General features: G+C 66.0%; 25 protein-coding genes and 1 pseudogene. 10 read left to right on the top strand and 16 right to left on the bottom strand.

Features of this window, described 5'->3' with window-relative positions:
• Positions 1-15 precede the first annotated feature (15 nt).
• The 4 genes and pseudogenes from ACQKLX_RS12760 to ACQKLX_RS12745 form a co-directional block, all read right to left on the bottom strand.
• Entirely contained in the window at positions 16-1,023 is a 1,008-nt protein-coding gene (locus tag ACQKLX_RS12760) for an ABC transporter substrate-binding protein (RefSeq protein WP_427362136.1), read from the bottom strand.
• 165 nt (positions 1,024-1,188) lie between these two features.
• A complete protein-coding gene (locus ACQKLX_RS12755) occupies positions 1,189-2,031 on the bottom strand; it encodes a class I SAM-dependent methyltransferase (protein ID WP_427361942.1) in 843 nt (280 codons plus the stop codon).
• A 25-nt stretch (positions 2,032-2,056) separates the two neighbouring features.
• Complete coding sequence (locus tag ACQKLX_RS12750; protein WP_427362135.1) at positions 2,057-2,221, bottom strand: YjiS-like domain-containing protein; 165 nt, start codon at positions 2,219-2,221, stop codon at positions 2,057-2,059.
• 435 nt (positions 2,222-2,656) lie between these two features.
• Positions 2,657-3,027: pseudogene (locus tag ACQKLX_RS12745) on the bottom strand (IS3 family transposase); the annotation flags it as partial.
• Between the two features lie 904 nt (positions 3,028-3,931).
• On the opposite strand from ACQKLX_RS12745, the gene ACQKLX_RS12740 reads away from it, so the two are divergent.
• From ACQKLX_RS12740 to ACQKLX_RS12705, 8 genes are all read left to right on the top strand, one after another.
• Positions 3,932-4,843, top strand: a complete 912-nt coding sequence (locus tag ACQKLX_RS12740; RefSeq protein WP_427361941.1) for a (2Fe-2S)-binding protein — start codon at positions 3,932-3,934, stop codon at positions 4,841-4,843.
• A 244-nt stretch (positions 4,844-5,087) separates the two neighbouring features.
• A complete protein-coding gene (locus ACQKLX_RS12735) occupies positions 5,088-7,418 on the top strand; it encodes a TonB-dependent receptor (protein ID WP_427361940.1) in 2,331 nt (776 codons plus the stop codon).
• 64 nt (positions 7,419-7,482) lie between these two features.
• Positions 7,483-8,403 carry an iron-siderophore ABC transporter substrate-binding protein gene (locus ACQKLX_RS12730; RefSeq protein WP_427361939.1) on the top strand — a complete coding sequence of 307 codons (921 nt, stop codon included), beginning with the start codon at positions 7,483-7,485 and terminating at the stop codon, positions 8,401-8,403.
• Entirely contained in the window at positions 8,400-9,449 is a 1,050-nt protein-coding gene (locus tag ACQKLX_RS12725; protein WP_427361938.1) for a FecCD family ABC transporter permease, read from the top strand. The genes ACQKLX_RS12730 and ACQKLX_RS12725 overlap by 4 nt, the downstream gene beginning before the upstream one ends.
• Positions 9,449-10,432, top strand: coding sequence for a FecCD family ABC transporter permease (locus tag ACQKLX_RS12720; RefSeq protein ID WP_427361937.1), 984 nt, complete (start codon positions 9,449-9,451; stop codon positions 10,430-10,432). The genes ACQKLX_RS12725 and ACQKLX_RS12720 overlap by 1 nt, the downstream gene beginning before the upstream one ends.
• On the top strand, positions 10,419-11,270 hold the full coding sequence (locus tag ACQKLX_RS12715; protein ID WP_427361936.1) for an ABC transporter ATP-binding protein: 852 nt from the start codon (positions 10,419-10,421) through the stop codon (positions 11,268-11,270). Before ACQKLX_RS12720 ends, ACQKLX_RS12715 begins: the two co-directional genes overlap by 14 nt.
• 301 nt (positions 11,271-11,571) lie before the next feature.
• Positions 11,572-12,123 (top strand): RNA polymerase sigma factor, encoded by a 552-nt coding sequence (locus ACQKLX_RS12710; protein ID WP_427361935.1) that lies wholly within the window; start codon positions 11,572-11,574, stop codon positions 12,121-12,123.
• A 44-nt stretch (positions 12,124-12,167) separates the two neighbouring features.
• Entirely contained in the window at positions 12,168-13,139 is a 972-nt protein-coding gene (locus ACQKLX_RS12705) for a FecR family protein (RefSeq protein WP_427361934.1), read from the top strand.
• 358 nt (positions 13,140-13,497) lie between these two features.
• Here the strand turns inward: ACQKLX_RS12705 and ACQKLX_RS12700 are convergent, their stop codons facing one another.
• From ACQKLX_RS12700 to ACQKLX_RS12670, 7 genes are all read right to left on the bottom strand, one after another.
• A complete protein-coding gene (locus ACQKLX_RS12700; RefSeq protein WP_427361933.1) occupies positions 13,498-14,337 on the bottom strand; it encodes a 3-oxoadipate:acetyl-CoA acetyltransferase in 840 nt (279 codons plus the stop codon).
• A 113-nt stretch (positions 14,338-14,450) separates the two neighbouring features.
• The gene (locus ACQKLX_RS12695) at positions 14,451-15,251 is read right to left on the bottom strand and encodes a sugar phosphate isomerase/epimerase family protein (RefSeq protein WP_427361932.1); all 801 of its coding nucleotides are present in this window, start codon (positions 15,249-15,251) and stop codon (positions 14,451-14,453) included.
• A gap of 20 nt (positions 15,252-15,271) precedes the next feature.
• Positions 15,272-16,117, bottom strand: a complete 846-nt coding sequence (locus ACQKLX_RS12690; protein WP_427361931.1) for a shikimate dehydrogenase family protein — start codon at positions 16,115-16,117, stop codon at positions 15,272-15,274.
• Positions 16,118-16,145: 28 nt separating this feature from the next.
• Positions 16,146-16,829 (bottom strand): hypothetical protein, encoded by a 684-nt coding sequence (locus ACQKLX_RS12685; RefSeq protein WP_427361930.1) that lies wholly within the window; start codon positions 16,827-16,829, stop codon positions 16,146-16,148.
• 52 nt (positions 16,830-16,881) lie between these two features.
• Positions 16,882-17,748, bottom strand: coding sequence for an intradiol ring-cleavage dioxygenase (locus tag ACQKLX_RS12680; protein ID WP_427361929.1), 867 nt, complete (start codon positions 17,746-17,748; stop codon positions 16,882-16,884).
• Positions 17,749-17,777: 29 nt separating this feature from the next.
• Complete coding sequence (locus tag ACQKLX_RS12675) at positions 17,778-18,779, bottom strand: maleylacetate reductase (RefSeq protein ID WP_427361928.1); 1,002 nt, start codon at positions 18,777-18,779, stop codon at positions 17,778-17,780.
• 13 nt (positions 18,780-18,792) lie between these two features.
• Positions 18,793-19,428 carry a nuclear transport factor 2 family protein gene (locus ACQKLX_RS12670; RefSeq protein WP_427361927.1) on the bottom strand — a complete coding sequence of 212 codons (636 nt, stop codon included), beginning with the start codon at positions 19,426-19,428 and terminating at the stop codon, positions 18,793-18,795.
• A gap of 68 nt (positions 19,429-19,496) precedes the next feature.
• On the opposite strand from ACQKLX_RS12670, the gene ACQKLX_RS12665 reads away from it, so the two are divergent.
• Both ACQKLX_RS12665 and ACQKLX_RS12660 read left to right on the top strand, forming a co-directional pair.
• Positions 19,497-20,315, top strand: a complete 819-nt coding sequence (locus ACQKLX_RS12665) for a sugar phosphate isomerase/epimerase family protein (protein ID WP_427361926.1) — start codon at positions 19,497-19,499, stop codon at positions 20,313-20,315.
• A 63-nt stretch (positions 20,316-20,378) separates the two neighbouring features.
• Positions 20,379-21,164, top strand: a complete 786-nt coding sequence (locus tag ACQKLX_RS12660; protein ID WP_427361925.1) for an IclR family transcriptional regulator — start codon at positions 20,379-20,381, stop codon at positions 21,162-21,164.
• A gap of 25 nt (positions 21,165-21,189) precedes the next feature.
• On the opposite strand, the gene ACQKLX_RS12655 is transcribed toward ACQKLX_RS12660, so the two are convergent.
• From ACQKLX_RS12655 to aroQ, 5 genes are all read right to left on the bottom strand, one after another.
• On the bottom strand, positions 21,190-21,921 hold the full coding sequence (locus ACQKLX_RS12655; protein ID WP_427362134.1) for an amino acid ABC transporter ATP-binding protein: 732 nt from the start codon (positions 21,919-21,921) through the stop codon (positions 21,190-21,192).
• Between the two features lie 115 nt (positions 21,922-22,036).
• A complete protein-coding gene (locus ACQKLX_RS12650) occupies positions 22,037-22,879 on the bottom strand; it encodes a transporter substrate-binding domain-containing protein (protein ID WP_427361924.1) in 843 nt (280 codons plus the stop codon).
• Positions 22,880-22,921: 42 nt separating this feature from the next.
• Positions 22,922-23,563 carry an amino acid ABC transporter permease gene (locus ACQKLX_RS12645; RefSeq protein WP_427361923.1) on the bottom strand — a complete coding sequence of 214 codons (642 nt, stop codon included), beginning with the start codon at positions 23,561-23,563 and terminating at the stop codon, positions 22,922-22,924.
• A gap of 8 nt (positions 23,564-23,571) precedes the next feature.
• On the bottom strand, positions 23,572-24,240 hold the full coding sequence (locus ACQKLX_RS12640) for an amino acid ABC transporter permease (RefSeq protein ID WP_427361922.1): 669 nt from the start codon (positions 24,238-24,240) through the stop codon (positions 23,572-23,574).
• A 128-nt stretch (positions 24,241-24,368) separates the two neighbouring features.
• Positions 24,369-24,836: a type II 3-dehydroquinate dehydratase gene (aroQ, locus tag ACQKLX_RS12635; RefSeq protein WP_427361921.1), complete on the bottom strand. Its 468-nt coding sequence runs from the start codon at positions 24,834-24,836 to the stop codon at positions 24,369-24,371.
• Between the last annotated feature and the right edge of the window lie 140 nt (positions 24,837-24,976).

Raw genomic sequence — 24,976 nt, 5'->3', positions numbered from 1 at the left:
GCTTTTCCCGTCAAGTTATTCGATCACCATGTCTGCGCTGCTCAGGAGCGAGGGCGGCACAGCCAGGCCCAAGCGAACGGCCGCCTTCAGATTGACGAACAGCTCAACCTTCGTGACACGCTGGACCGGCAAGTCGGAAGGTTTCTCACCCTTGATGATCCGGCCGGCATAGATGCCGGTGTGACGGTGCGACTGCTGGAAGTCGCCGCCATAGCTCATCAATCCGCCTGCGACCGGGAAATCCCGCGCCTGGGTGATGGCGGGCACGTTGTGGCGGACGGCCAGCTCGGCGAGGCGCCGGCTTCGGTAAGCGAAGTAGGGGTCGGAGGTGAAGACCAGCCCTGCCAGCTGCATTTCGGATACGGCCGCGAACATGGCATCCAGTTCCGGCTCGCTGCTGGCATTGAGGATGCGCAGTTCCAACCCGAGACTGCCTGCGGCAGCCTGGAGGTTTCGCGATTGCGAACCGGCGGTCGGGCTCGCCGGGTTGACGGCTACGGCGAAGGCCCTGGCGGCCGGAAACAGTTCGCTCATGAACTCCAGCCGCTTGAGCGAGACCTCCACGCTCAGGCTCGTCACGCCGGTGAGATTGCCCCCGGGCCGGGCCAGGCTTGCGACCAGCCCCAGCGCCACCGGATCTCCACCCATTTCGAAGACGATCGGGATGGTCCTGGTCGCCGAGCGCGCGGCGAGCGCGACTTCCGCTCCGCCCGGCGCGACCATGACGGTGACCTGGCGATCCGCCAGATCCATCGCGAGCGCCGGCAGCCGGCTGTAGCGCCCCTCGGCCCACCGAAAATCGATCGCGACATTGCGCCCCTGCGCATAGCCGGCTTCGGCCAGCCCCTCGGCGAAGGCGACGATGCGGCTGCCGTAAGGCTCCGGGGACTCCGAGCCGAGATAACCAATGACGGGCAGGGCATTCTGCTGTGCATGCGCCGGGTGCGGCACTGCAGCGATAGCGCCGAGCGCAATGATCTCGCGCCGGCTCGGTCGAGCCACCTGGCGCAAGCCGCAGGGCATGAAATGCACGGCCCTTCCCCTTCAGACCGACATCGCCGCAGGTCACACAGCGCCCAACCTGCACGGCGCCCTTATATCACGCGGCACAGGCCGTGTCGCGAAGCCCTTTCGCGCCACGGCCTATCTGTCGAAGAGCTCGGGGATGGTGGGGCAGAGCCGGTCGCTTCACTCCGAACGTCGCGTGACGACGATCTCGAGATAGCTGCTGGGCACCGTCATGGTCGCATCGTCCGACCGGTTGAACCGGTCCATCAGCTCCATCAGATCCCGAGTCAGTTCCGCCCGGGCGGGCGGCTCCAGAGCCGCGAATGCCTTGAGCACAGGCCCGTAATAGCTGCTGAAGATCTGGAGCCAATGTTCAGGTGAACGATAGCGGAAGACGAAATCGCGTCGCGTCGCCTGGATCGAGACCCCTGCCTGGCCGAACAGCTCAGCCAGGCGTTCCTCGGTTCCCCACAGCGCGGGCGAGCGCAAGCGGGGCGCAGGCGCGACATGCCTCCCGATCGTCTTGAACAGCTGGCCGATGAAGCCATCCGGCGTCCAATTGGCCATGCCGATCTTGCCGCCCGGCCGGCAGACGCGCAGGAGCTCTGCAGCCGCGCGCTCCTGGTCGGGCGTGAACATCACCCCGAAGGTCGAGATGACGGCGTCGAAGGCACCATCGGCGAAAGGCAGCGCCTCGGCATCTGCTTCTCGGAAGGAGATGTCGAGACGTTCGGCGGCGGCGCGCTCGCGACCACGGTCGAGCAGGGATGCGACGTAGTCAGTGCTGGTGACGTCGCACCAACGCCGGGCCGCGGCAAGACTGGCATTACCGTTTCCGGCAGCGACATCGAGCACGCACTGGCCAGCGCGCAAATCGAGCGCCTCGCACAGACGTTCGCCGACGATCTGGAGGGTCGTTCCGACGACGGCGTAGTCACCGGACGACCAGGCGCCCTGCTGGCGGAGCTTGACCGCTTCGAAATCGACCATCTGCGGGGCATTGGCTTGATGAGCATGGAACATGGGGTGTCTCCAGGCGGGGGCGTGATCAGGACCGCGGATCGGTGCGCCGAACGGCGAACGCGATATCCGAGCGGGCGACGCCGATGTCCTTCAGCATCCTGTCGTCGAGTCTCGACAGCGCCGCCGCGGCCTGGCGCATCCGCGCCCGGTCGCGGATCCTGCGCAGCCGCTCGACCAGCACGTCGATCACCAGCGCTCCGAGCGGACGGCGCCGGACGGGGACACGATGCTGCTGGATGAACGGTCCATGGACCTCGTAGACGAACTGCTCGCCGAATATCTGGCCAACGGCCATTCGGCCAACCAGGCGGTCGATGACCGACCTGCTACGGGGCCGCAGGAAATCGCTCAGATCCTCGATATCGTCGAAAAAATCGGCCTTCAACGCATGCATGATGCCACTCCGTCGCTGTGTTGCCGCCCCTCTCGGGCGGTGCTGCGACGCTTTTTGCGGCTTGTGAGACCTGCCGTCTGTGAGGTGGCGCACACAACCATCCGGGCTGCGACAAAGCTGGTCGGAGGCTGGAGCTGCGCGGCCTCTCGCAGAACACGGGATGCCGATCATGATCGAGATCGGCTGGGGCGGATTATGCGCGAGCATGACGACGCCGTGCCTGTAAAACGCTCAGATTGGGGCCGATCGCCTCCCTGTCTGGGCTGGCGTTGCGTCCGGGACCGCGTCACGTCGCACGCTCGGGCTCGAGCTGCTCAAGGCAGGCATCCGACTGGCCTGCTGCCGGTTCTGTGGACGCTCAGTGCGGACGCTGTTGTAGAAGCGCTCGATGTAGTCGAACACGTCCGCCCTGGCGGCGTCGCGGGGTCGATAGACCTTGCTCCGATCCGCTCGGTTTTCAGGGATGAGAAGAAGCTCTCCATCGCGGCGTTGTCCCAGACGTTGCCGGAGCGGCTCGTCGAACAGGTGACACCGTTCTCGGCCAGCAACTCCTGGAAGTGCTGGCTGGTGTATTGGCTGCCCTGATCAGAGTGATGCAGCAACGTGGCAAGCCGCACGCGCTGGCCGGAGACAACTGCCTTTGAGATGGGCCGTGATGAAGGCGGGAACGTTCTGAACCGCGCCCACCGGCGGCGGTATCTCCTGTCGGGTCTTCTCACCTGCGGTTGCTGCGAAGCGGGCTACACACTGGTGGCGGCAGGGCGCTATGGCTGCGCCGGCCGGGTTCCAAGGGCTTATGTCAGGACAACCGGACGATCGGCCGCCGCGAGCTCGAGGGGTGATCGCTGGAGATCCGGGTAGCAGAGCCCGGCGAGCGTCCTGCGGTCTTCGTCCACCCGAACCTTGCGGAAGCCTATCGGCGGCGCGTGGCCAGCTGGAGAGCTCGCTGGAGGATCAGGAGCGGCGCGCTGAGACGATCGTTGTCGCGCCTCGGGACGGCGGCGTCTCGCTTGAGCTGCACGGCGACCTGGCGCGGCTTCTCGCTGTTTGCTGCTGGCATGCAAAAAAGCCGCCCTTGGAGGGGCGGCTTCGAGCGCCGAAGATCGGCCTTTTGTTGATTTGGTTGCGGGGGCATGAAACCACCGACAGTAAAAACTACCTACCGCTGCTGGTGCAAGCTAAGCCTTTTCTTCCCATTGACCGGCGTCAGCTCTGCGCCAATTGCGGAACTTGGCTTCTTGTCCGGAAGCGGACATTCGTCGGGCTCACGAGTACGCCCATTTTTAAGCTGTGGAATGCCAGCGATAATACGCCCGCAGTCAGGTCTCCAGTGCCCGCGCAGCCAATTCCGCCTTCTCAACCTGCGCAGCGATTGCCACGCAGATTGGCTCGGCGCCGCTCAGCCAATCACGATGCTGGACGCCCACCAGATCCGCATCCCAAACCCTGCCGTCCATTCGTCATGTCCATGAAGGCTTCGATCCGTGGAACACGAAGGACATGAGGATGGTGCCGACAGACGGGCTATCGAATCCGAGAACGCAAGTTTCGCCGCTGCGCTCCGCCTTGGCTTCTCAAGCAAAACTCTGGCCGGAAATCAGGGTCGAACTCGGCGGACTGGAGTCGGGCTGGATCACTGCCGAAGCCTTCTTCGCCAGCGACACCATGATAGAGGAATACCTCGATTACGAAGGCTCCTTTAGCGAGGGGACCGATCGGAAGGCGTGCGGTTCGTTGATGATGACGGATTATGCGTATGTCTTCGCGCTCGCGACAGTGCCGGCCTTCCTGGGCTTTGGCATCCTTCCGGATCTTTCCCCGTCTCGCTTCGCTCTTCTATTCCACGTGACCCAAGACGAGCATGACGGACACATGCGTGAAGTCCGACGCGCGCATGTTCGCTATCTGTCGGGTGGCTTCCGCGCTAGCCGAACGGATCACACAGCGCATCCGGATGCGCGGGGCCCGATGGCTCACGACCAGATCGCGGACGCGTTTTGCACTGCGGTGCAGGCGCATTTCGAGCCATTGATCGAGCAGCTCCATGCGAGGACGAAGCTCTCTCGCAACGCCTTCTGGCGACTGGTCGCCGATGCACTCGCGGGCTGGTTTATCGAAGCTGGGCGCCGGCTCGACTGCCAGGAGGCCGCGAAGGCCTCGGCCATGGCCGTTCTCAAGCGGCCGGGATCGCCGCTGAACAACCGCCAGCTTCATTATTTCGATCTGTCCGTCCGCGATCGGGCGGGGCAGCCGTTTTCCTATACGTTTCGTGGGCGCGGAGGCTGCTGCCGGTTCTATACGGTGGAGGGCGGCGAGTATTGCTCGACCTGCGTGCTGAAGGATCCGCGGCAGCGCGACGACGATTTGCGGCAGGCCATGCGCCGCCATCTCGGTCTGGCCGGCGACGAGATCGCGTGAGCCCGGCCGTGCCAGACGCATCGTTCGCCGAGAGTACGGCCGCGGAATTATTTCTGGGGCGAGTCCCAAAGCCCTGGAGCCAATCGTCACCCCAGTGAGCGGATGAACAGGATCCGCGTCGAGGACGAAGTGCGGCGCCTTGAACGCCGCATGGACGGGGGTTTCGATGGCTGCGACGATATCTGACAATGCAATCTCGGGAAGCGCCGGAAGGCGTCGACGTTTCGCTTTCCTGGCCGGTACGATGCTGGCTCTGTCCGGCGTCGCGCCTGCCTCGGCACAGACCGCGGCCTCGGCTCAGCTTGCACGTGACGCCATTTCGATCCCCGCTGGCCCGCTGACGCCGGCCCTCAATCGTCTCGCCGCGCAGGCAGGACTCCAGATTATCTTCGATGCCGATCTCACGCGCGGGAAGTCGACACGCGGCGTTCACGGTGCGCTCACCCCGGCTCGGGCGGTCGACGCGCTGCTGGCCGGCACCGGCATCAGCGCGCGCTTCGCCGGCAGCAATCAGGTCGTGCTGATCGGAAGCCCATCGCCGGCGGTCACCGGTGCGCTCCCGGCCGATACGATCTCGCTCGATGAAATCAGGATTTACGGCGCACGGGACGCGACGACGCTTCAGAACACCAGCGCCAGTGTCGGCATCGTGACCGCCAAGGATATCGAGTACGGGCAGATCCAGAACTTCCGCGATGCCTTCCGGCGCATGGCCAATGTGATGGATGCCGACTGGATCAATGGCGGCTTCATCCTGCGCGGCGTGAACTCGGAAGGGTTCGCATCGGGCAACAACCCGATCGGCTCGCTCTATATCGACGGCGTGCTCCAGACGCAGGAGGGAACGCGGCGTGGAGCGCGCGCTCTCTGGGATGTCGAGCAGGTGGAGGTCTATCGCGGGCCGCAATCGACTCTCAGCGGCCGCGCAGCGATGGCCGGCGCAATCTACATCAAGACGAAGGACCCGACCTTCAAGCGGGAGTTCGAGATCCAGGGAACGATCGGCAACGACCGGCGCGTCGGCGCGGCCTTCATGGTCAACATGCCGCTGCTCGAGAACCAGGTCGCCGCGCGTATCGCAGGCTCGTTCGAACGATTCCGCAGCGATCTGAACGCGCCGTCCTTCGTCGCCTTCCAGCGCTACGACGAGTGGATGACCGACTCCAACTACAATATCCGCGGCAAGCTGCTGATCACGCCGACGGGGCTGCCGGACACCAAGGCGATGCTGAGCTATTCCTTTGCCCAGGATGCGCCTCGCGAGCGCGATATCGGCGGCCCGGCCATGGGCCTGCCCTGGCGGCAGAGGCGCTCTGACTTCTATCTGCCGATCTACACGGAAGTGCGTTCGACCCGGGTAAACAATGTCGGACTCGAGATCACCCACAACCTCTCGGATGCGCTACGCTTTACGTCGCAGACCGGCGTCAGCCACGACTACCATCAGCGTCCATCGATCAATCTGGGGACTTATGGTGAGACCAATGTGCTGCGTGGAGACCGCAGCAGCACGCAGCTAACCCAGGAATTTCGCCTGAACTACGATTCCGGCCCCTGGAAATGGGTCGCCGGTATCTATGGCAGCCACCTCGATTGGCGGAATTTCTACGAGGGCCGGCTGAGCACGACGACGATCTATCAGAAGGACAGCAAGAAGACGTCCAATGCCGCCGCGTTCGGCGAGGTGACATATGAATTCCTTCCGAGCTGGAAGGTCACGGCCGGGGCTCGTCTCGACTACACCGACCAGTCCGTCGAATACTATTACCGGCGCGGCAATCTGCGGACGGGCGCGGCGGCGATCACGCGCTATTCTGGGGGGACGGACGAGCTCAACTTCCTGCCGAAGCTCGGCATTTCCAAGGATTTCGGTGACCGGCACACCGCCGGATTCGTCTATTCGCAGGGCTTCCGGAACGGCGGCATCGCCTATGACAACGTCAGGATGTCGACCTACACCTATGATCCGGAGAAGTCCCACAACTTCGAGCTGTTCTATAAGGGCCGCTGGTTCGACGACCGTCTGACCATCAACGCCAACGCCTTCCACACCCGGTTCCGCCGGCAGCAGGTCGACATCGAGGATTTCGTCAATCTGAACAATCTGATCGCCAACGCAGCGAATTCGCGCTCATGGGGCTTCGAATTCGAGCCGTCCTTCCGCGTGACGGATCAGTTCACGGCTTTCGCGTCGATCGGCTATCTCGACACGAAGTTCAACAGGAAGAGCCAGCACGGCCTGATCGAACTCGCGGGCTATCCGTTCCCGGAGGCGCCCGAATGGAGCCTCGGCATCGGCGGCCGATATGAATTCGCGAACGGGATCTATGTCGGCGCGGACGCCAAATACACCTCCGGCTACATGGCGCGCTTCTCCGTGAATGCGCCGAACAGCTTCGTCGGCGACCGTACGATCGTGAACGCGCAGGCCGGCTACAAGCGGGAGAACTGGGAGATCAACGCCTATGCCCAGAACCTGCTCGACGAGAAGTATCTGACCTATCTCGACGGCGACAGCATGGCGACGCTCGGCCAGAGCAGGAGCTTCGGCGTCAGCCTCAAGGCGAAGTTCTGAGATGCGGACGACGGAGGCCGCACGAACCGGCCTCCGCCTTCGCACGACCAGACAGGGCACTGACATGCATCGCCTTCTGCTCGCTCTTTTCATCTGCGCTTCTGCGACCTCCACGGCAATGGCGGCTTGCGAGGGGCGCATGGTCTCGTCCGGCGGCCCGGATGCAGGCGTCTGCATTCCCGCTGCACCACAGCGCATCGTCGCGCTCGATCCGGCGTTGACCATGGGCATCCTGCAGGACCTCGGCGTCCCAGTCGTTGGGGCTCCGTTGTCGGCCATTCAGGAGCCGCTCGTGCGCGACGCCGCGCGACGATCCTCCGTCGCGGATGTCGGACACCCCCTGCAACCGAGCATCGAGCGCATCATCGCCTTGAAGCCCGACCTGATCGTCGGGAGCGCAGAGATGCATGGCCGCATTCGCGACAGCGCGTCCCGGATCGCGCCGACGCTCCTGATCGAACAGATGGACTGGAAGCGGCAATACCGGCTCCTGGCCGACATTACCGGGAACGGCGACAAGGCGCAGGCCGCTCTGGAAGGCTATGAACGACGCGTGGCTGCGATCAGGGCGCGCGTCTCTGCGACGCCCGTCTCGGTCGTTCGGGTCAGGCCGGGTGGCTTCCATGTTTATCTCGACGGCCCATCGGCCTATGCGCCTTATGCGGTTCTGCAGGAGGCGGGGGTGAAGCGAACCGCCTATGAGACCACGTCGGATGGCGGCGTACTCAAGCGGCCGGACTGGGAAGAGATCTCGGCTCTGACGGGAGATATCCTGCTCTATGTGGTGGTGAGTGGTTTCGACCCTGCGCCCGACGACGCGCTCGCCGCCTCGACCGTCGCTAACCCGTTATGGAAGATGCTGCCCGCCGTTGCGGCCGGCCGCGCCCATCGCGTGGACCGCGCGACCTGGATGGGATTTCACGGTATCGCCTCGGCGCATCGGGTCCTGGACGATGTCGAGCGTTTCGTCCTGAAGGCGCCGTGAGCGCGAACCGGATCACAGCCGGCTCGGCGTCCGCTCGGCCTGCGCCCGTTGGGGACGGCAGGAAAGCTGTCGTTCTGATCACGCTGTGCTGCCTTCTGACGCTCGTCGCGGCATGGTCGGTCACGCTGGGCACGGCACGGTTTCCGTTCTCGCGGGTGCTCGACGCCATTTTCGCCTTCGACGGCTCGCGCGAGCATCTGGTGATCGCGTCGATCCGACTGCCGCGCATGCTGGCGGGCCTGCTGGCGGGCGCGGGACTGGCCGTCGCCGGCGCGATCATGCAGGCGGTCACGTCCAATCCGCTGGCCTCGCCCGGCCTGCTCGGCATCAATGCTGGCGCCGCCTTCGCCGTGGTCGTCGCCATCGCTGCGTTCGGAGCCGGTTCTGACGACATCCATGTCTGGTCTGCCTTTGCAGGAGCGGTCGCAGCGGCCGCCACCGTCCAGGTGCTCGGCTCGGCGGGCCGCTCCGGTGGCTCACCGCTCCGGCTGGTTCTCGCCGGCGCGGTGCTCGCTGGGTTCCTCACATCGCTGACCACCGCGATCCTGATCTTTGATCAGGGCACGCTCGACATCGTGCGGCTGTGGACAGCCGGCACACTCTCGGGCCGGTCCATGGCGCAGGTTGCCGCCGTCTCGCCCTATATCCTGACGGGTCTCGCCGCCGCGCTCGCCCTCCGCCGCCACGTGACGACGCTGAGCCTCGGTCCCGACGTCGCACGGTCGCTCGGCCAGAGCCTGCCGCTCTGGCGTGGCCTGGCCGTTGCGATCGTCATCCTGCTCGCCGGCGGGGCGGTCGCGCTCGCCGGCCCGATCGGCTTCGTCGGCCTCGTTGTGCCACATGTTGCCCGCTTCTGCGTCGGCGTGGATTATCGCTGGATCATACCTTTCAGCGCGCTCGGCGGTGCCCTGTTGCTGGTCATCGCCGATACCGGCGGGCGCGTGCTTCTGGGCAGCCAGAGCTTTCCGGCCGGCGTCACCATGGCGCTGATCGGTGGACCGTTCTTCATTTGGCTGGCGCGATACCGCGTAGGTGGTCGCCCGTGATGCGGATCGTGACCGTCTTGCTCGCCACGCTCGCGGGCCTGGCCTTGGCCAGCCTCGCTCTTGGCGACGTGACGATTCCCGTGCACGAACTCACCCGTGCAATCGTGAATCCGGCAGCAGCATCGCCCGACACCCAGGTGATCCTGCTCGAGCTGCGCCTGCCACGCGCGCTGCTCTCGCTCCTCGTCGGCATGGCGCTCGCGGTGGCCGGCACGGTCGCTCAAACGGTGATGCGCAATCCCCTGGCCGAGCCCGGTATCCTCGGCATCAATGCGGGGGCGGCGCTGGCTGCGACACTGCTGATCGTGGCGCTGCCCGGCGCGCCCACCACGCTGCTGCCCTGGGCCAGCTTCGCGGGCGCCGGCGCGATGGCGACGGCGATCTACACACTGTCATGGCGCAACGGCACCTCCTCGCTGCGCATCATCCTGATCGGCATCGGCCTGAGCTCGCTGACGGGTGCGGTCACCACGCTATTGACGGCCTTCGGCGACATTCGCGACGTGCAGCGCGCCATGATCTGGCTCGCCGGCAGCGTCTACGACGCCGATTGGAGCAAGGTACGGCTTCTCGCTCTCTGGCTATCTGGGCCGCTTGCGCTGATTTGGCTCGGCGCCCGAGAGCTAGACCTCATCCGTTTCCGCGATGATGCCGCGCGTAGCCTCGGCCAGCGCGTCAATCTCATGCGTGGCCTGACGATCCTGCTGTGCACGCTGATCTCCGGGGCGGCCGTGGCCGCGGCCGGGCTGATTGGCTTCGTCGGGCTGATCGCGCCGCATCTGGCGCGGCGCCTCGTCGGCCCCGCTCATATCCGGCTGATCCCTGTCGCTGCCCTGACCGGCGGGGTGCTGGTGATGGCCGCCGACCTGCTCGGGCGCACCGTCATCGCACCCGCACAGCTTCCCGCCGGACTGGTCACCGCGCTGATCGGAGCGCCCTTCCTCGGCTATCTCCTATGGGGGCGCCGCCATGTCCCGGCCTGACCCGACGCAGCCCCCTTCACTTGCCGCCGAGCGGGTGTCGCTCACCTATGGCGGGACGACGATCGTCGAGAGGCTCGACCTCACCGTGCCCGAACGTGCCTTCACCGCTCTCCTCGGCCCGAACGGCAGCGGCAAGTCCACCGTCCTGCGGGCGCTGGCCGGGCTGCTGGCGCCCAAGCACGGCACGGTCCTTCTGGACGGGCGCTCCATCGCCGAACGCCCGGCGAAGGAGACGGCGCGGCGCATCGGCATCCTGTCGCAGGGGCCGGCCGCTCCTGAAGGGCTGACGGTGCTCGATCTCGTCCGGCAGGGGCGCTATCCGCATCGCTCCCTGTTCGGGAGCTGGTCCCAGGCTGACGAGGACGCCTGCTCTGAAGCCCTCCGGCTGTCCGACCTGAACCTGCTGCGCGACCGGCCGCTCGACAGTCTATCGGGCGGACAGCGCCAGCGTGCCTGGATCGCTATGGCGCTGGCGCAGGAGACCGACATCCTGCTGCTCGACGAACCGACGACCTTCCTGGATCTCGCCCACCAGATCGAGCTCATGGAGTTGATCGCTTCGCTCGTCGACGAACGTGGCACAACCGTCGTCGCCGTCCTGCACGATCTCAACCAGGCTGCCCGCTACGCCGACCACATGGTGTTCCTCAAGGCTGGAAAGATCGTCACCGCGGGCGAACCGGGACAGGTGATCACAGCGCAGGTGGTTGAGCAGGTCTTCGGCTTAGCAGCCAGCATTGTGCCCGATCCCGTCACCGGCACGCCGATGTGCATCCCCTGGGCGAAAGGGCGTCGTGCCGGCCGCCGGAGAGGCGATGCCGAAGGCAACCGGGCCTGACATTCGCGTCGGCCGCACCCGCAGTCGACTGCCAAATCAGGTTCCGATCTGGAATCCCGCGCCCAGCCTGATATCGAGGCCAAACCTAGAAATGTTATAAACTATTGTGATTGCAAGACTTTTCAGCTTGAGATAGTCAAGCTTTCGCCTGCTCGGGCGATCCGGCGGGCGCGAGCACCTGTGGGCGCTGGCGGACCGGAAGCGAGACGGACGGGAAAGAGCGGCGCGATGCCGTTTCCAGATCCGCAGCTGCGGCACGTCGGCCAGCCCGCCATAGGCGGTCCGGAACGAAATCGAAGCTATGCCGACGCTGACTGGCGCTATTTCCGGCTTGAACGACGTTGATGGCAACGAGTTGCTGAACCGCGCGATCGAGGCCCATTACGACGAGATCGTCGCGGCCGTTGGCCGGCGCGGCCATTCGCGCGCCGCTGCGCTCGATATCGTCCATGATCTCTATGTGAAGCTTGCCGCACGTCCGCATGTCCTGCGGGAGAAGCGCTCGATTGGGGCGTTTCTCTGCCGAGCAGCCATCAATCTCGGTATAGACCGATTCCGGCGCGAGCGCTTCGAGGCGCGTCTGTTCTCTGGCAGCGAATACGAGGCACAGTCGATCGCCGCGGAGGGCACCGCCCCGGACAGGGCTCTGGCGATCGAGGCGCGCATCGCGATCCTGCGCGATGCGATCGGCGAATTGCCGGTGCGCCGCCGCGCCGTCTTCATCCTGCACAGGCTCCATGGCCTCACGCCGGATGAGATCGCGCGGAAGCTCGGGATCTCCCGCAACATGGTCGACCGGCATCTGCGCCGCGCACTGGCGTATTGCCTCGATCGCCTCTTGCAGATCGACTAGGAGTCCCAAAGCGACAGGCCCATTCGTCTATCGGGTGAGGCTTGATGATCCTGAGGACTCCGATGCCGGGCAGGCGAGCGATCCGCGCGCAGCGAAAGCGCCACGAGGATGCGGCGGGCTGGCTCCTGCGCAACCGGGAAACCGGGCAGCCGGCGGCGGAAAAGGCAGCATTCCGGGCGTGGCTTGACGAGGCCCCGGAGAACCGGCGCGCCTATGAGGCGGCCGAGCAACTCATGGGCGAGGCGCGTACCGCCATCGCCTCCGATCCGGCCCTGGCGGATTTCGAGGTCAAGCCCCGCAGCGCGGCCAAGCCGGTTCTCGGCACACTCCTGACCCTTGCTGTGGCAGGCACGCTGTTCATCGCGCTCGACGGACCCATGCGTCTTCGAGCGGATACGATGTCGGGCACCGGCGAGATGCCGGTCTTCACGCTGACGGACGGCTCGACCGTGCAGCTCAACGCTTCATCGGCGGTCGCCTATGACTACACGGCCGGGCACAGAACGGTGCGGTTGCTGCGAGGACAGGCCTATTTCGAGGTCGCCCGCGATGCGACGCGCCCATTCACGGTCGAGGCGGGCAGCACGCGCGTCACTGCTCTAGGCACTGCTTTCGATGTGCGTCTCGGCGATACGGAGACCGACGTTACCGTAACACATAATGCCGTGCTGATCGCGTTAGAGGGTGCAGATCAGGCGCCGTTGCGCGTGACGCAGGGAGAACGGGCGGTCTATCAGCGCAGCACGGAAACCAGGCAGATTGGGCCGAGCGATGGCCTCACGGCGCTCGCCTGGCGACGCGGGCAACTCGTCGTGGACAATGCGCCGCTCTCCCACGTGGTCGAAGAGATGAACCGCCATTTTTCCGGCCGGATCGTGATTGCCAACGGCGAACTGGCGCGGCGGCGCGTCAGCGGCACATTGGCGATCGCCGACACAAATGCGGTCCTGATCCATCTGGAGCAGGCTCTGCGCGTGACGACGAATAGGATCGGGCCGCTCATCATCATCCGATGAGGCACGACTGCAATGGCGCTGTGGTTGAGTCCCTCATAGCCTGTCCCCGTGGGTGACTGTCGCAAAGAGGGCGGCTTACGGAGCGGAATCTCTTCGAGGCGACGGATCAGAAGCCCCAGCACGGCCCACAACCGCGCGGCACTATCCCGATCCTATCTTTGGCGCCTGCAAGCAAGGCCCAGTTCCGCTCGGTGTGCGTCGGCATTTTGTCGATGTGCTCACGAAAATCGGGCGCAGCCGATCTGCGTAAACGCCTATCGGCGGCATGCTTCGACGAGAGGAGGCCTAGCGCCAAAAGCGGAGTTTGCACCGTCGTCGGATAGCGGACATTGCTGAAGCGACTTTGGCCGAGCCCGAATCAGACGGCCGACTGCACCGAGATGCCCAGCAATTGCCTCGCCTCCGCTGTGGTCGCCGGTCTGCGGCCATATTCGGGGCAGAGCGCGACGATCCGCTCGACCAGCGCGGCGTTCGATGGAGCGAGGGTGTCGCGGTCGAGCCGGACATTGTCCTCGAGGCCGGTGCGGCAATGGCCACCGAGCTCCAGCGACCAGCGGTTGAGCGTGATCTGGTCGCGGCCGATCCCGGCGCCGGTCCAGGTCGCCTCAGGGGCGAGGCGCTTCAGCGTCGCGATGTAGAACTCGAAGACGGCGCGATCGACCGGCATGGCGTTCTTCACGCCCATCACGAACTGGACGTGCAGCGGTCCCAGGATCGCGCCGGCGGCTCCCATCTCGACCGCCTTGAAGATCATCGACAGGTCGAAGGCCTCGATCTCCGGCTTGACGCCATGCGCCTTCATCTCGGCGGCGAGCCAGTCGACCAGCTCGGGGCTGTTCTCGTAGACCCGGGTGGGGAAGTTGCAGGATCCCGTCGAGAGCGAGGCCATGTCGGGCTTGAGTGGAATCATGCCGCCGCGCTCGCGCCCGGCGCCGGAGCGGCCGCCGGTCGAGAACTGCACGATCATGCCGGGGCAGTGCTTGCGCAGGCCTTCGAGCAGGCGAGCGAAACGCTCGGGATCGGAAGTTGGCGCGCCCTCGTCGCTGCGGACATGGCAATGCGCCAGGCTGGCACCGGCCTCGAAAGCCTCCTGCGTCGTTTCGACCTGCTCGGCGATGGTGATCGGCACAGCTGGGTTGTCGCGCTTGCTCGGCAAGGAACCGGTGATCGCGACGGTGATGATGCAGGGCATGGTCATGGAGAGATTTCCTGAATAGCTGCGGGTAAAGACGGCTTTCGTCATCCGCCGATCAGCCTAGCTGACTAGGTCACGTGTGCCGGGTTGTTTTTGGCTGTCGCGCTTCTTGTGGTTCAAGGTCCCCAGGCCTCGATCGTTGCTTTCGTGTCCGGCAGGGTGTTTGCCGAGATCACCTCGATGATCGCGACGCCGCCGAAATCGACCTCCTCCAGCGCCGCCCTAACGCGGTCGAAGCGGACCGTGCCGAGGCCGGCGCGATCGTGCTTCCAGGAGGTTCGCGTCGCGTCGGAGAGGTGGACCTGCGCCAGCATTGGCCGCAGCAGCCTGATCGCTTCGGCCTGGTTCTCGCCGATGAACTCGGCATTGGCGACGTCATAGGCGACGAGCAGCCGGGGGTGGCTGAAGGCTTCGACGAAAGCGACCATCGCCTCGGCCGAAGCAATCGCGGTCTGGGGATGGGTTTCCAGCAGCAGGTCCTGCCCGGTCTCGTCGGCGACCCTCAGCAGGGCCGCGATGCTGTCGCCGAGCCAGGACAGCGTATCGTCGCGATCAGGCGCCAGCAGGCCGGAGACGCGGCCTGGAACGGTGACCACGCCGCGGCCGCCGAGATCGGCTGAGAGCCGCAATGCGTCGGCATAGCGGCCGATCGCGTAGCCGCGCACCTCCGGCAGGCAGCTGCCGAGGTTGAAGTCGAGTGCGGGCAGGTTCGTCGTCTCGACCCGCAGCCCGTCCTGCGCGAGGCCCTGTCGCAGCTCGCGGCGAGCCGCACCGTCCAGCTCGTCCGGCCACAAATGGCCGGGTGCCATGATGACGTCGAACTCCTTCAAGCCGAGCTCGCCGATCCTCCGCATCGTCGCCAGCGCCGGCTCGCTCCACATGAAGGAAAAGGTCGTTCCGCCCAGTCTGATGCCCATCGGCGTTCCCCCGTCCTGCGCTAGCCGCGAACCGCGGCAGCGACGCGCCGGGCCGTCGCGGCGCTGAAATCGTGGGCGCCCAGACCGAGATGCGCAGCCATCGTCGCGAGCTGGTGATCCATCATCCCGGTGCCGTCGATCGTCCGGCAGCCGATCGCGGCAGCTCGGCGGAGCAGCTCGGTCTCGTGCACAATGACGTCGGCGACGATGCTGCCGGGCGCGATGCGCGCGGCGTCGACCGGAAGCGGATCACCGTCCTTCATGCCGGCGGGAGAGGCGTTGACCACGAGCTCGAAGCCGTCGGGATCGGGCGCGCCGGCCCGTACCGGCCAGCCGAGCGCGGTGAGCCGCTCGGCCAGGCTTGCGCTGCGCGCGGTGTCGCGATCATGGAGGACGAGATCGGAAACCCCGGCTTCCGCCAGCGCGAAGGCGATCGCGGTGCCGACGCCGCCCGTCCCGACGAGCAATGTCCGCCGGCCCGCCGGATCGGCGTCGCTCATCTTGAGGTTCTCGACGAAGCCGATGCCGTCGACGATGTCGCCGAGCCAGCTGCCATCGGTACGAATGCCGATGAAATTGACGGAACGGACGATGCGCGCCCGCTCCGTCAGGGCGTCGACCAAGTCGACGCTCGCCGGCTTGTGCGGGATCGTGACGATCATGCCGGCGAGGTTCCGGATGCGGCGCATCCCGGCGAAGAAGGCTGGCAGATCCGTCGGCGCGACATGATAGGGCAGGCACAGCAGGTTGAGGCCGTGCAGGTGGAACAGGCCGGTCCAGACCTCGGGCGCACGCACCTGAGCGATCGGATCGCCGACGATACCAAGGATGCGGGTTGCGCCATCGACGACGGGGTGTCTGCTCATGGCGATGCTGTCCTGCGTCATGGCGCGATCAACCCGTCGGCTCGAGGCAAAAGGCCATGTCGTAGACGGCCGTTTCCTCCGGATCGACGCTCAGTCGTTTCGCCTGCAATCGAGCAGTGATCTCCGGCATCAGCGCCTCGAGCTCGCGGCGGCCGACGGCGTCGACCAGGACGACGGCGTCGAAGACATCGTCCCTGGTCATGCCGCGCAGCTCGGTCTCCCGGGTCCTGGCGCCGGTGACGTCCGGACGGGCTGTGCCGAGATGGACCGCGTTGACGCCCTCCAACACCAGAAGCTCGTCGGCGAGCGCCGGAGCCAGCGTGCGGAAGGCGTCGGCATCGGCGCCCTCGAACGGCACGCGGAAGGTCGCCATCGCGCCGCCGACGCCGCGCCCGACCGAGACGGCGATGTCGCAGGCGCAGCGGATGAAATTGTAGAAGGTCGGCTGCGTCCTGAGCGTCCAGGGCGTCGGGCTGTTCAGGCGGGCGAGGTATTCCGGCGCGCCGAAGGTGGCGAGGCTCTCGCCCTCGTAGAGGGTGAGGTAGCGATGCCGGTCGCGGGCCCAGTCGACGCCGCGGCGACCGCGCAGGAACCCCGATACGCCGAGACGTTCCGGCATGTGTTCGCGCGTGTGCCAGAGATGGTAGTCGCGCTCCCCTTCCGCCCTGATGTCGTGCCAGACGATCATGAAGGCCTTGCCCCTGAGCGGCATCGAATGTCTCTCCTGCGAGGCTGCACAGCGCGGTGCCGGCACCGGAAACAGGTCAGGCTGTGTGCCGCTGCGGCGCCAGCACGAAGTCGTAGTGAAGGTGGCGATAGGGCTGGTCGATCTGCGCGCCGTCGGGAGCGATGCCCGCCGACATCTCGGCGAAGGGACGGATCAACGAATCCTTGACTCCGAAGACCACGTCGGAATCGAGATAGGCGTCACCCTCGACGAAGACGTGGGTGACGAGCTGCTCGTGCGCCGGCGCCGCGATCATGAAATGGACATGGGCCGGCCGGTAGGGATGGCGCCCCTGCGCCGCCAGCATCTCGCCGACCGGCCCGTCATTGGGGATCGGATAGGCCGCCGGCATGATCATCCAGAAGTGGAAGGCTCCGTTTTGGGCGGTCCTGAGCCGGGCGCGCATGGCGAGGCCGTGATCGTCATCGAGCTGCTGGACGTCGTAGTAGCCGTCGCCGTCGGAGTGCCAGACATCGACCGTCGCACCGGCCAAGGGCGAACCGGCGGCCGCGCCGGTGACAAGCAGAGGCACACCCTCCAGCCCCGGCGAGATATTGGCGCCGAGCGGCAGTTCGGGCGGATCCTGCACATAGAACGGGCCGAGCACCGTGGTTTCGGTGGCGCCGCCCGGCAAGCGATGGTTGAGGGCGTCGACCAGCATCGAGACGCCGAGCGCGTCCGACAGCAGGATGAACTCCTGCCGGTTGGCGTCGCACATGTGGCCGGTTCGGGTCAGGAAGGCGATCGCCTGCGACCACTCTTCCTGCGTCGGCTCGATCTCGCGCACGAAGTCATGCAGGTGGCGCACCAGCGCGTCGCTGATCTGGCGGGCGTGCGGATCGCTAGCCTGCGCGACCCGCTCGCAGACCGCGGCCGTGATCGAGCGCTCGTCGAAATTCCTCACGCTGTCCTCCCTGGCATCATCGTCGTCCATCAGCCTTGCGGCGCTTCCCCGGCCCAGGCGCGTGCGATCAGGCCGCGAATGGCGTCATGCTCTATGGGGCGAGGGTTCGGGTACGGGTTGCGGGTTGCGATCTCGGCCGCCTGCTCGATGCCGCTCTCGGGCATGCCGAGATCGCGCAGGGCGCGGGGCGTGCCGAGCCGTCGCGCGAGATCGTGGACGCCCGTCGCCGCTTCATCGACGCCGAGCGCACGTGCGATGCGCTTCATGGCCTCCGGCGCACTCGCCGCATTGTAGGCGATGGCGTGCGGCAGGATGACCGTATGGGTCTCGGCATGCGGCAGGTCGAAGGCGCCGCAGAGCCAGGCGCCGTGCAGCGCGTCGGAGCGGGCTTGCTGCTGCGACGGCTCGCGCACGATCGCCGGCAAAGCGCGCGCCAGAGCCGCGATCCCCTCTTCCGCCATCAGCGAGACGATGGGGTTGCCGTCCGGAGCGTAGAGCGCCTCGACCGCATGGGCGATCGCATTGATGCCTGAGGTTGCCGAGAGCTGGGGCGGTAGCGTCAGCGTCAGATCGACGTCGTAGATCACCGTCTCCGGCAGGATCTTCGAGCTGCGCTGCGTCGTCTTCAGCCCATCGCGCGTCTCGCCGAGGATCGGCGTCATCTCTGAGCCGGCATAGGTCGCCGGTACGACGATCTGCGGCAGGTCGCTGCGCAGCGCGATGGCCTTGCCGAGCCCGATGGTCGAGCCGCCTCCCAGCGAGACCACGCCGTCGACGCCGAGCGCCGCGACCTCGGCCATGGCGCGCTCGGTCACCTCGACCGGTGTGTGCATCACCGCTCCGGCGAAGACGCCGGCAGTGCGCTCGCCGAGCGACGCCGCCAGCCGCTCGGCTTCGCCTTGCTGAGCCGGCGTCGCCAAGACGAGCACGCGCCGTAGGCCGAGCCGCTCGAGCTCGTCGCCCAGCCGCGAGAGCGTGCCGCTTCCGAAGATCACGCGGGCGGGCAGCGGCTCGTAGACGAAGGGCTGCATGGCGGCGCTCGCATCAGCCCGCCAGCACTGCCGGCTGGTCGGCTGGCGCACCCTTCAGCCAGCCGGCGCCGCGGGCATAGAGGGCCTCGACCTCGCGGCCGGTCAGCCCCGGCATGTCCGGCTTTACCTTGTAGCCGATGCGGGTCTGCAGATAGGCGAGGTGGCGATAGCCTTCCGGAAAGCGCATCAGCAGGTCGCGGTCGAGCGCGAGGGCGGCGGCAGGATCGACCGGATCGATCCGGTCCTTCTCGTAGATCGGCTGGCGCAGCACGATGCCCCAGCGCCCGTCGCGCTTCTCGAGGAAGTCGTAGAAGCGGCCGGTGCAGACGACGTCGCAGACGACGCCGTCGACCTCGGCGCGCTGGCTGATCGTCATCTTCGTCTGGGAGATCGCCCGCGCCCCTTCGACGTCGACCGCGATGCCACCGAGAAAATGCAGGATGCGGACACCGCGTTCGAAACCTTCGCGGCTGACGCGGATGAACTCGTCGCCGGTGCCCTGGAACCAGGTCGCCATCATCCGCCCTTCCGGATGCCAGACCGTTCGGAACCGCTCCCAGTCGCCGGCATCGCGCCAGACCACCCAGTTCTCGAGAAGCTCACGGATGGCGCGCCGGTCGGCCTCATCGCTCGCTGCGGTCATCTCCATCCTCCATATTTGTTTATTTACAGAAACTAGTTTTATATGACGTCCAAACGGAGTCAACGGGGACCTCGATGATGAGATCGATCTCGCTCGCGCATCTAACTGTGCTCGATGCCGATCCGCTGACGCTGATCGATGCCGGCGCGGCCGGCGGCTTCGACGCGATCGGCCTGCGCATCGTGCCGCCGCTTCCGGGCGATGCGATCGTCCCGGTGGTCGGAGACATTCCGCTGCAGCGCCGCATCAAGGAGCGGCTCGCCGCAACCGGCCTGCGCATTCTCGACATCGAGGCGATCTGGCTGTCGCCGCAGACACAGGTCAATGAATTGCAGGCAGCCCTGGACGTCGGAGTCGAACTTGGGGCGCGCTATGTGCTGACCGTCGGCTTCGATGCCGAGCCGGCCCGGCTTCGCGACAATTTCGGGCGCCTGTGCACGCTCGCGAATGCGCGCGGGCTGCGTCCGATGCTGGAATTCATCCCCTATGCGACGATCGCCGATCTCGGCAGTGCGCATGAGCTGCTGCGGCAGGCGGCGCCCAGGGATGCCGGGCTTCTGGTCGATGCGCTGCATCTGAGCCGCTCGGGCGGCAGCCCGGCCGACATCGCCCGCTACGACCCCGGCCTGTTCTCCTATGTCCATCTCTGCGATGCCCCGGCGGTGCCGCCTTCCACCTCCAGCCTCCGTGCCGAGGCCCGCGGCGAGCGGCTCTATCCGGGGCAGGGCGAGCTGTGGCTGGACGCGTTCCTCGACGCGTTCGCGCCCGACACGCCGGTGGGCATCGAGGCTCCATCCGCCGCCCTTGCCGCCCTCTCGCCGGCGGAGCGAGCCTTGCGCGCCGGCGAAGCCACAAGGCTTCTGCTCGAACGTAACGCCGCGCAGCGACGCTGATCTCCGCTTCCCTGCAGGCGATGGACTGGCTAGTTTGTTCACACTGATGAACTGAGGCGCGCAGTGAAACACGAAGGACTGAACGAGGATGCGCGTAGCGCCGTCAAGTCGGCTGACCGGCTTCTCGATCTGTTCGAATTGCTGGCTCGCTTCAATGGCGGCCTGTCGCACACCGCGATCACGGAAGCGCTCGGCATCCCCAAGAGCAGCCTGACCCAGCTCCTCAAGACGGCGACTGGGCGCGGCTATGTCGCCTATTTGGCCGCCGGCAAGAGCTATCGCCTGGGCGAGCGCTTCACCAGCATGGCGCGCCTGACTTCGCGCCGGCAGGACCTCGTCGGCCTGGCGCAGCCGGTGCTGGAGCGGATCACCGCGCAGACGGGAGAATCCTCAGCGTTGAACATGCTCAGGGGCAACGAAGCCGAGGTGGTTGCGACCGTCAGCTCTTCGCAGCGGCTGGTCTCCCATATGCGGCTCGGGGATCTGGCGCCGCTCTATGCGACCTCCGGCGGCAAGATCATTCTGGCCCATATGCCGCAGGACTGGCGGGACGAGTATCTGGCAGGCGTGAGTTTCGAGCCGATCACGGCCAATACGCTGTCCTCCGCGACCGAGCTGTGCCGGCAGCTCGACAAGATCCGGCGGGAGGGCATCGCCTATTCCCTTGAAGAGTTCACTCCGGGGATCATCGGGCTGGCGAAGGCTGTGCTCGGCGAGGACGGTGAAGCGCTCGGCTCGCTCAATGTCGCGCTTCCCGCAGTCCGATATAACCCGCGCGCTCAGGCCGTGATCACGGATGCGCTCGACGAAGCCGTGACGGAGCTTCATCGCCAGCTCGCGAGCGCATGACACGTCGGTGTCCGCGACGCCGATCTCAGTGTCGCGGCAGGATCTCCCCGAGGAATTTGCGCGTGCGCTCGTGACGGGGATTGCTGAAGAACTCCTGCGGCGCCCCTTCCTCGACGATCGCGCCACTCGCCATGAAGATCACGCGATCGGCGACCTGACGCGCGAAGCCCATTTCATGGGTGACGCAGATCATCGTCATGCCGTCCTCTGCCAGCGCCACCATCGTATCCAGAACCTCCTTGACCATTTCCGGGTCGAGCGCCGAGGTCGGCTCGTCGAACAGCATCACCTTCGGCTCCATGCACAGCGCCCGGGCGATCGCGACGCGCTGCTGCTGTCCGCCCGAGAGCTGGGCCGGGAACTTCTCGGCCTGGTTGAGGATCTTGACCCGATCGAGCAGGCGGCGCGCCGTCGCTTCGGCCTCAACGCGGGACGCTCCGCGCGAGCGCATCGGCGCCAGCACGCAGTTCTCCAGCACGGTCAGATGCGGGAAGAGGTTGAACTGCTGGAACACCATGCCGACCTCGCGGCGGATGGCGTCGATGACGCCGGCATTCTCGATCAGCCGGGTGCCGTCGACGACGATCTCGCCCTTCTGATAGGGCTCGAGATGGTTGATGCAGCGGATCAGCGTCGACTTGCCGGAGCCAGACGGGCCGCACAACACTATCTTTTCGCCGGTACGGACTGTCTGGTTGATGTCCGTCAGCACCTGGAAGTCGCCGAACCACTTGTTCACGCCCTGCATCGTGATCATCGACGCGGAGTTCTGGTCGGTCATGGCGAAGCCTTTCAAACAGTCGCTCGCAGGGCCCGTTCAGCCGCGAGCGACTGAACGGGACGAAGTCGGGCCAGGTCGATGGCGAGCCTGCTCAGCTCGCGACGAACGGGATGTCCGGCACGCTGTCCGGGAAAGGCGGCAGCGGGTTCTTCATCCACTTCGGATAGACCTTCGCCAGCTCGCCATTGGCTTTGATCTTGTCGATGAAGCCATTGATGAAGGCGTTGATCTCCTTCTCGCCGAGGCGCGTGCAGGCGCCGTTGTAGAGCTTGGTGAACTCGAGCTTGTTCTCGAAGACACCCGGCTTCGCCTCCTCGATGCGCGGGATGTAGAAGATGTTGCCGCCGACCGCCTGGACCTGGCCGGAGAGCAGCGCCTGGATCGTCGGCGCATCGCCGTCGAAGCGCCGGATCGTGGTGCCGGCGGGCGCGCTCTTGGTGACGTCGGCATCCTGCACGCTGCCGCGGGCGACGCCGATCGTGTACTTGCCCATGTCGGCATGTGTCTTCACCGACACGTCTTTCGGCGCGATGAAGGTGATGATGTTGGCGGCGTAGGGCTTGCTGAACTGCACCGCCTTGGCGCGCTCGGGCAGCATCGCCATGGTGGCGAAGAGCACGTCGACGCGGCCGGATGTCAGCGCCGGAATGCGGTTGGCGACGGCGAGCTGCACGAACTCGGCGGGAACGCCGAGCTCCTTGGAAAAGAGCTCCGAAATGTCGGCGTCGAGGCCCTCCTGCTTGCCGGCGGAGTTGACGAAGCCCCAGGGCGGATTGTCACCCTGAATGCCGATGATGACCTTGCCGCGGCTCTTGATCTCGGCCGGCGTCACCGCGAGCGCCGGTCTGGTGATGAGCATCGGCATGGCCAGCGTCGCGGCGCCGGTGGCGATGAGCTGGCGGCGGTTGAGGCCGGTCCTGGTGGTATGGGTCATCGTTCCCTCCTTGCGTTGTTGGTCTTGGTGATGCCGCCGATATCAGTGCGAGGCCGCGGCAAGCCTGCGCTCCAGCCGCGCCCCGTAGAGCGAAAGCGGCCAGCAGATGAGGAAGTAGAGGGCGCCCACCACGCCGAAGACGAGCAGGGGCTTGAATATCTGGTTGGAGATGATCGTCCCGGCCCGGGCGAGCTCGGTGAAGCCGACGATGGCGGCGAGCGAGGTGCCCTTGATCAGCTGGACGAGGAAGCCGATCGTCGCCGGCAGCGAGATTTTGATCGCCTGCGGCAGGACCACGTCCCGCATGCGCGAGACATAGCCGAGGCTGAGCGCCTTGGCCGCCTCGGTCTGCCCCTTCGGCACGGCCTCGATCGAGCCGCGCCAGATCTCCCCGAGGAAGGCGCTGGCGTGCAGCGTGAAGCCGATGGCGACGGAGAGCCAGGCGTCGAGCTTGAGGCCGACCAGGGCAAGGCCGTAATAGACCACGAAGAGCTGCATCAGCAGCGGCGTGCCCTGGAACAGCGCGATGTAACCGGCCGTGCCTCGCTCGAGCGGGCGGATGCCGGAGGTGCGGGCCAGCGCGATGCCGAGGCCGCTGGCGGCGCCGCAGACGAAGCCGATCGCGGACAGGAAGATCGTCCACTTCAATCCGACCAGCAGGAAGAGGAATTCGCTCTCGTTCATGGCGCGCCTCACTTCACCGGGTAGCTGAAATGGCGGGCCGTGATCTGCGCGAACATCCGCATCATCAGCCAGGACATGACGAGGTAGAGCAACGTGACGACGCCGTAGACCTCGAAGCTGCGGAAGCTGTTGTTCTCGATGTTCTGCGCGACCGAGGTCAGCTCGTAGGCCGAGATCGCCGAGGCGATGCTTGTCGTCAGCGTCAGCAGGATGAACTGGCTGGTCAGCGACGGAAAGATCGCGCGCAGCGCCGGCTTCAGCACGACGAGGCGGAAGACCTGGCCCTTGTGCAAGCCGAGCGCCAGCCCGGCCTCGATCTGGCCCTTGCTGATCGACTGCACGCCGCCGCGGATGATCTCGATCGCATAGGCGCCGCCATTGACGCCGAGCGCGATGATCGCGGTCGGCGTTGGATCGAGCCTGATGCCGGCGAGCGGCAGCGCGAAGAAGATGAAATAGATCTGGACCAGGAAGGGCGTGTTGCGGATCAGCTCGACGAAGCTGATCACCAGCCAGCGCAGCCCGCGATAGGGCGAGTCGCGCAGCACCACGCCGCCGATGCCGATGACGAGCGCGAGCACCATGCCCGCGAGCGCCAGTCCGAGCGTGCCGAGGCAGCCCCACAACAGGTCTGGAAGCCCGTCGATGACGGGACCGAAATCGAACTTGTAGTTCAAGACGTTTCTCCCCTCTTTGCCGGACCTTCTTGCGGGTCCGGTAGTCTTGGTCTTCGCTGCCGCCGCTCCTCGGACGTTCAATCGTGTCTGGTTCGCTGACGGCATCGCCGTCGGCGCGAGCGTCGGCCCTAGGGGCGCGCTTCGGCGGCGACTGACTTCGCTTTCAGGCGCGCCGCGGCTTCGATCGCGAGGTCGTAGCCATCGGAACCCAGTCCGCAGATCACGGCGGTTGCCGCGAACGCGATGTAGGAATGGTGCCGGAAGGCCTCGCGCCGATGTACGTTTGCGATGTGCAGTTCGATGATCGGTCCGGCGAAGGTCTTCAGCGCATCATGGATCGCGACCGAAGTATGGGTCAGGGCGCCGGCGTTGATGACGATCGCGTCCGCCTCTTGCCGGGCCTGGTGGATCCAGTCGACGATCTGCCCCTCATGATTGGATTGCCGGAACATCAGCCCGTGGCGCAGAGCCGCACCGGTTCCGCGGCAGCGCTCCTCTATGTCGGCCAGTGTCTCGTAGCCGTAGATGTGCGGCTCGCGCTCGCCCAGCAGATTGAGATTGGGCCCGTTGAGGACGTGAATCGGCTTCGGATTCATGATGCCCTCTTCTGCTGCTCTGATTGGGAGCGAGGTAACGCTGAATAGCGCTCGCGCAGGTCGATCTGCTTGCCGCTGGCGGCCGCTTCGGCCACGGCGAGCGTCGCGATCAGCGTACGTGCGCCATCCTCGACCGGCTG

Source organism: Allobosea sp. NPDC003192, from assembly GCF_050275675.1.
In the GTDB taxonomy this organism is placed as follows: Bacteria; Pseudomonadota; Alphaproteobacteria; order Rhizobiales; family Beijerinckiaceae; genus Allobosea.
Note: the sequence above shows the minus strand (reverse complement) of the source record. Positions and strands in the feature narration are given on the sequence as shown.

Bases quoted from the DNA above. Each gene is read 5' to 3' on its own strand.
- ACQKLX_RS12760 (WP_427362136.1), bottom strand. From the start codon at position 1,023: ATGCCCTGCGGCTTGCGCCAGGTGGCTCGACCGAGCCGGCGCGAGATC.
- ACQKLX_RS12755 (WP_427361942.1), bottom strand. From the start codon at position 2,031: ATGTTCCATGCTCATCAAGCCAATGCCCCGCAGATGGTCGATTTCGAA.
- ACQKLX_RS12740 (WP_427361941.1), top strand. From the start codon at position 3,932: ATGGTGCCGACAGACGGGCTATCGAATCCGAGAACGCAAGTTTCGCCG.
- ACQKLX_RS12735 (WP_427361940.1), top strand. From the start codon at position 5,088: ATGCTGGCTCTGTCCGGCGTCGCGCCTGCCTCGGCACAGACCGCGGCC.
- ACQKLX_RS12730 (WP_427361939.1), top strand. From the start codon at position 7,483: ATGCATCGCCTTCTGCTCGCTCTTTTCATCTGCGCTTCTGCGACCTCC.
- ACQKLX_RS12720 (WP_427361937.1), top strand. From the start codon at position 9,449: ATGCGGATCGTGACCGTCTTGCTCGCCACGCTCGCGGGCCTGGCCTTG.
- ACQKLX_RS12715 (WP_427361936.1), top strand. From the start codon at position 10,419: ATGTCCCGGCCTGACCCGACGCAGCCCCCTTCACTTGCCGCCGAGCGG.
- ACQKLX_RS12710 (WP_427361935.1), top strand. From the start codon at position 11,572: ATGCCGACGCTGACTGGCGCTATTTCCGGCTTGAACGACGTTGATGGC.
- ACQKLX_RS12705 (WP_427361934.1), top strand. From the start codon at position 12,168: ATGATCCTGAGGACTCCGATGCCGGGCAGGCGAGCGATCCGCGCGCAG.
- ACQKLX_RS12700 (WP_427361933.1), bottom strand. From the start codon at position 14,337: ATGACCATGCCCTGCATCATCACCGTCGCGATCACCGGTTCCTTGCCG.
- ACQKLX_RS12695 (WP_427361932.1), bottom strand. From the start codon at position 15,251: ATGGGCATCAGACTGGGCGGAACGACCTTTTCCTTCATGTGGAGCGAG.
- ACQKLX_RS12690 (WP_427361931.1), bottom strand. From the start codon at position 16,117: ATGAGCAGACACCCCGTCGTCGATGGCGCAACCCGCATCCTTGGTATC.
- ACQKLX_RS12685 (WP_427361930.1), bottom strand. From the start codon at position 16,829: ATGCCGCTCAGGGGCAAGGCCTTCATGATCGTCTGGCACGACATCAGG.
- ACQKLX_RS12675 (WP_427361928.1), bottom strand. From the start codon at position 18,779: ATGCAGCCCTTCGTCTACGAGCCGCTGCCCGCCCGCGTGATCTTCGGA.
- ACQKLX_RS12670 (WP_427361927.1), bottom strand. From the start codon at position 19,428: ATGGAGATGACCGCAGCGAGCGATGAGGCCGACCGGCGCGCCATCCGT.
- ACQKLX_RS12665 (WP_427361926.1), top strand. From the start codon at position 19,497: ATGATGAGATCGATCTCGCTCGCGCATCTAACTGTGCTCGATGCCGAT.
- ACQKLX_RS12655 (WP_427362134.1), bottom strand. From the start codon at position 21,921: ATGATCACGATGCAGGGCGTGAACAAGTGGTTCGGCGACTTCCAGGTG.
- ACQKLX_RS12650 (WP_427361924.1), bottom strand. From the start codon at position 22,879: ATGACCCATACCACCAGGACCGGCCTCAACCGCCGCCAGCTCATCGCC.
- ACQKLX_RS12645 (WP_427361923.1), bottom strand. From the start codon at position 23,563: ATGAACGAGAGCGAATTCCTCTTCCTGCTGGTCGGATTGAAGTGGACG.
- aroQ (WP_427361921.1), bottom strand. From the start codon at position 24,836: ATGAATCCGAAGCCGATTCACGTCCTCAACGGGCCCAATCTCAATCTG.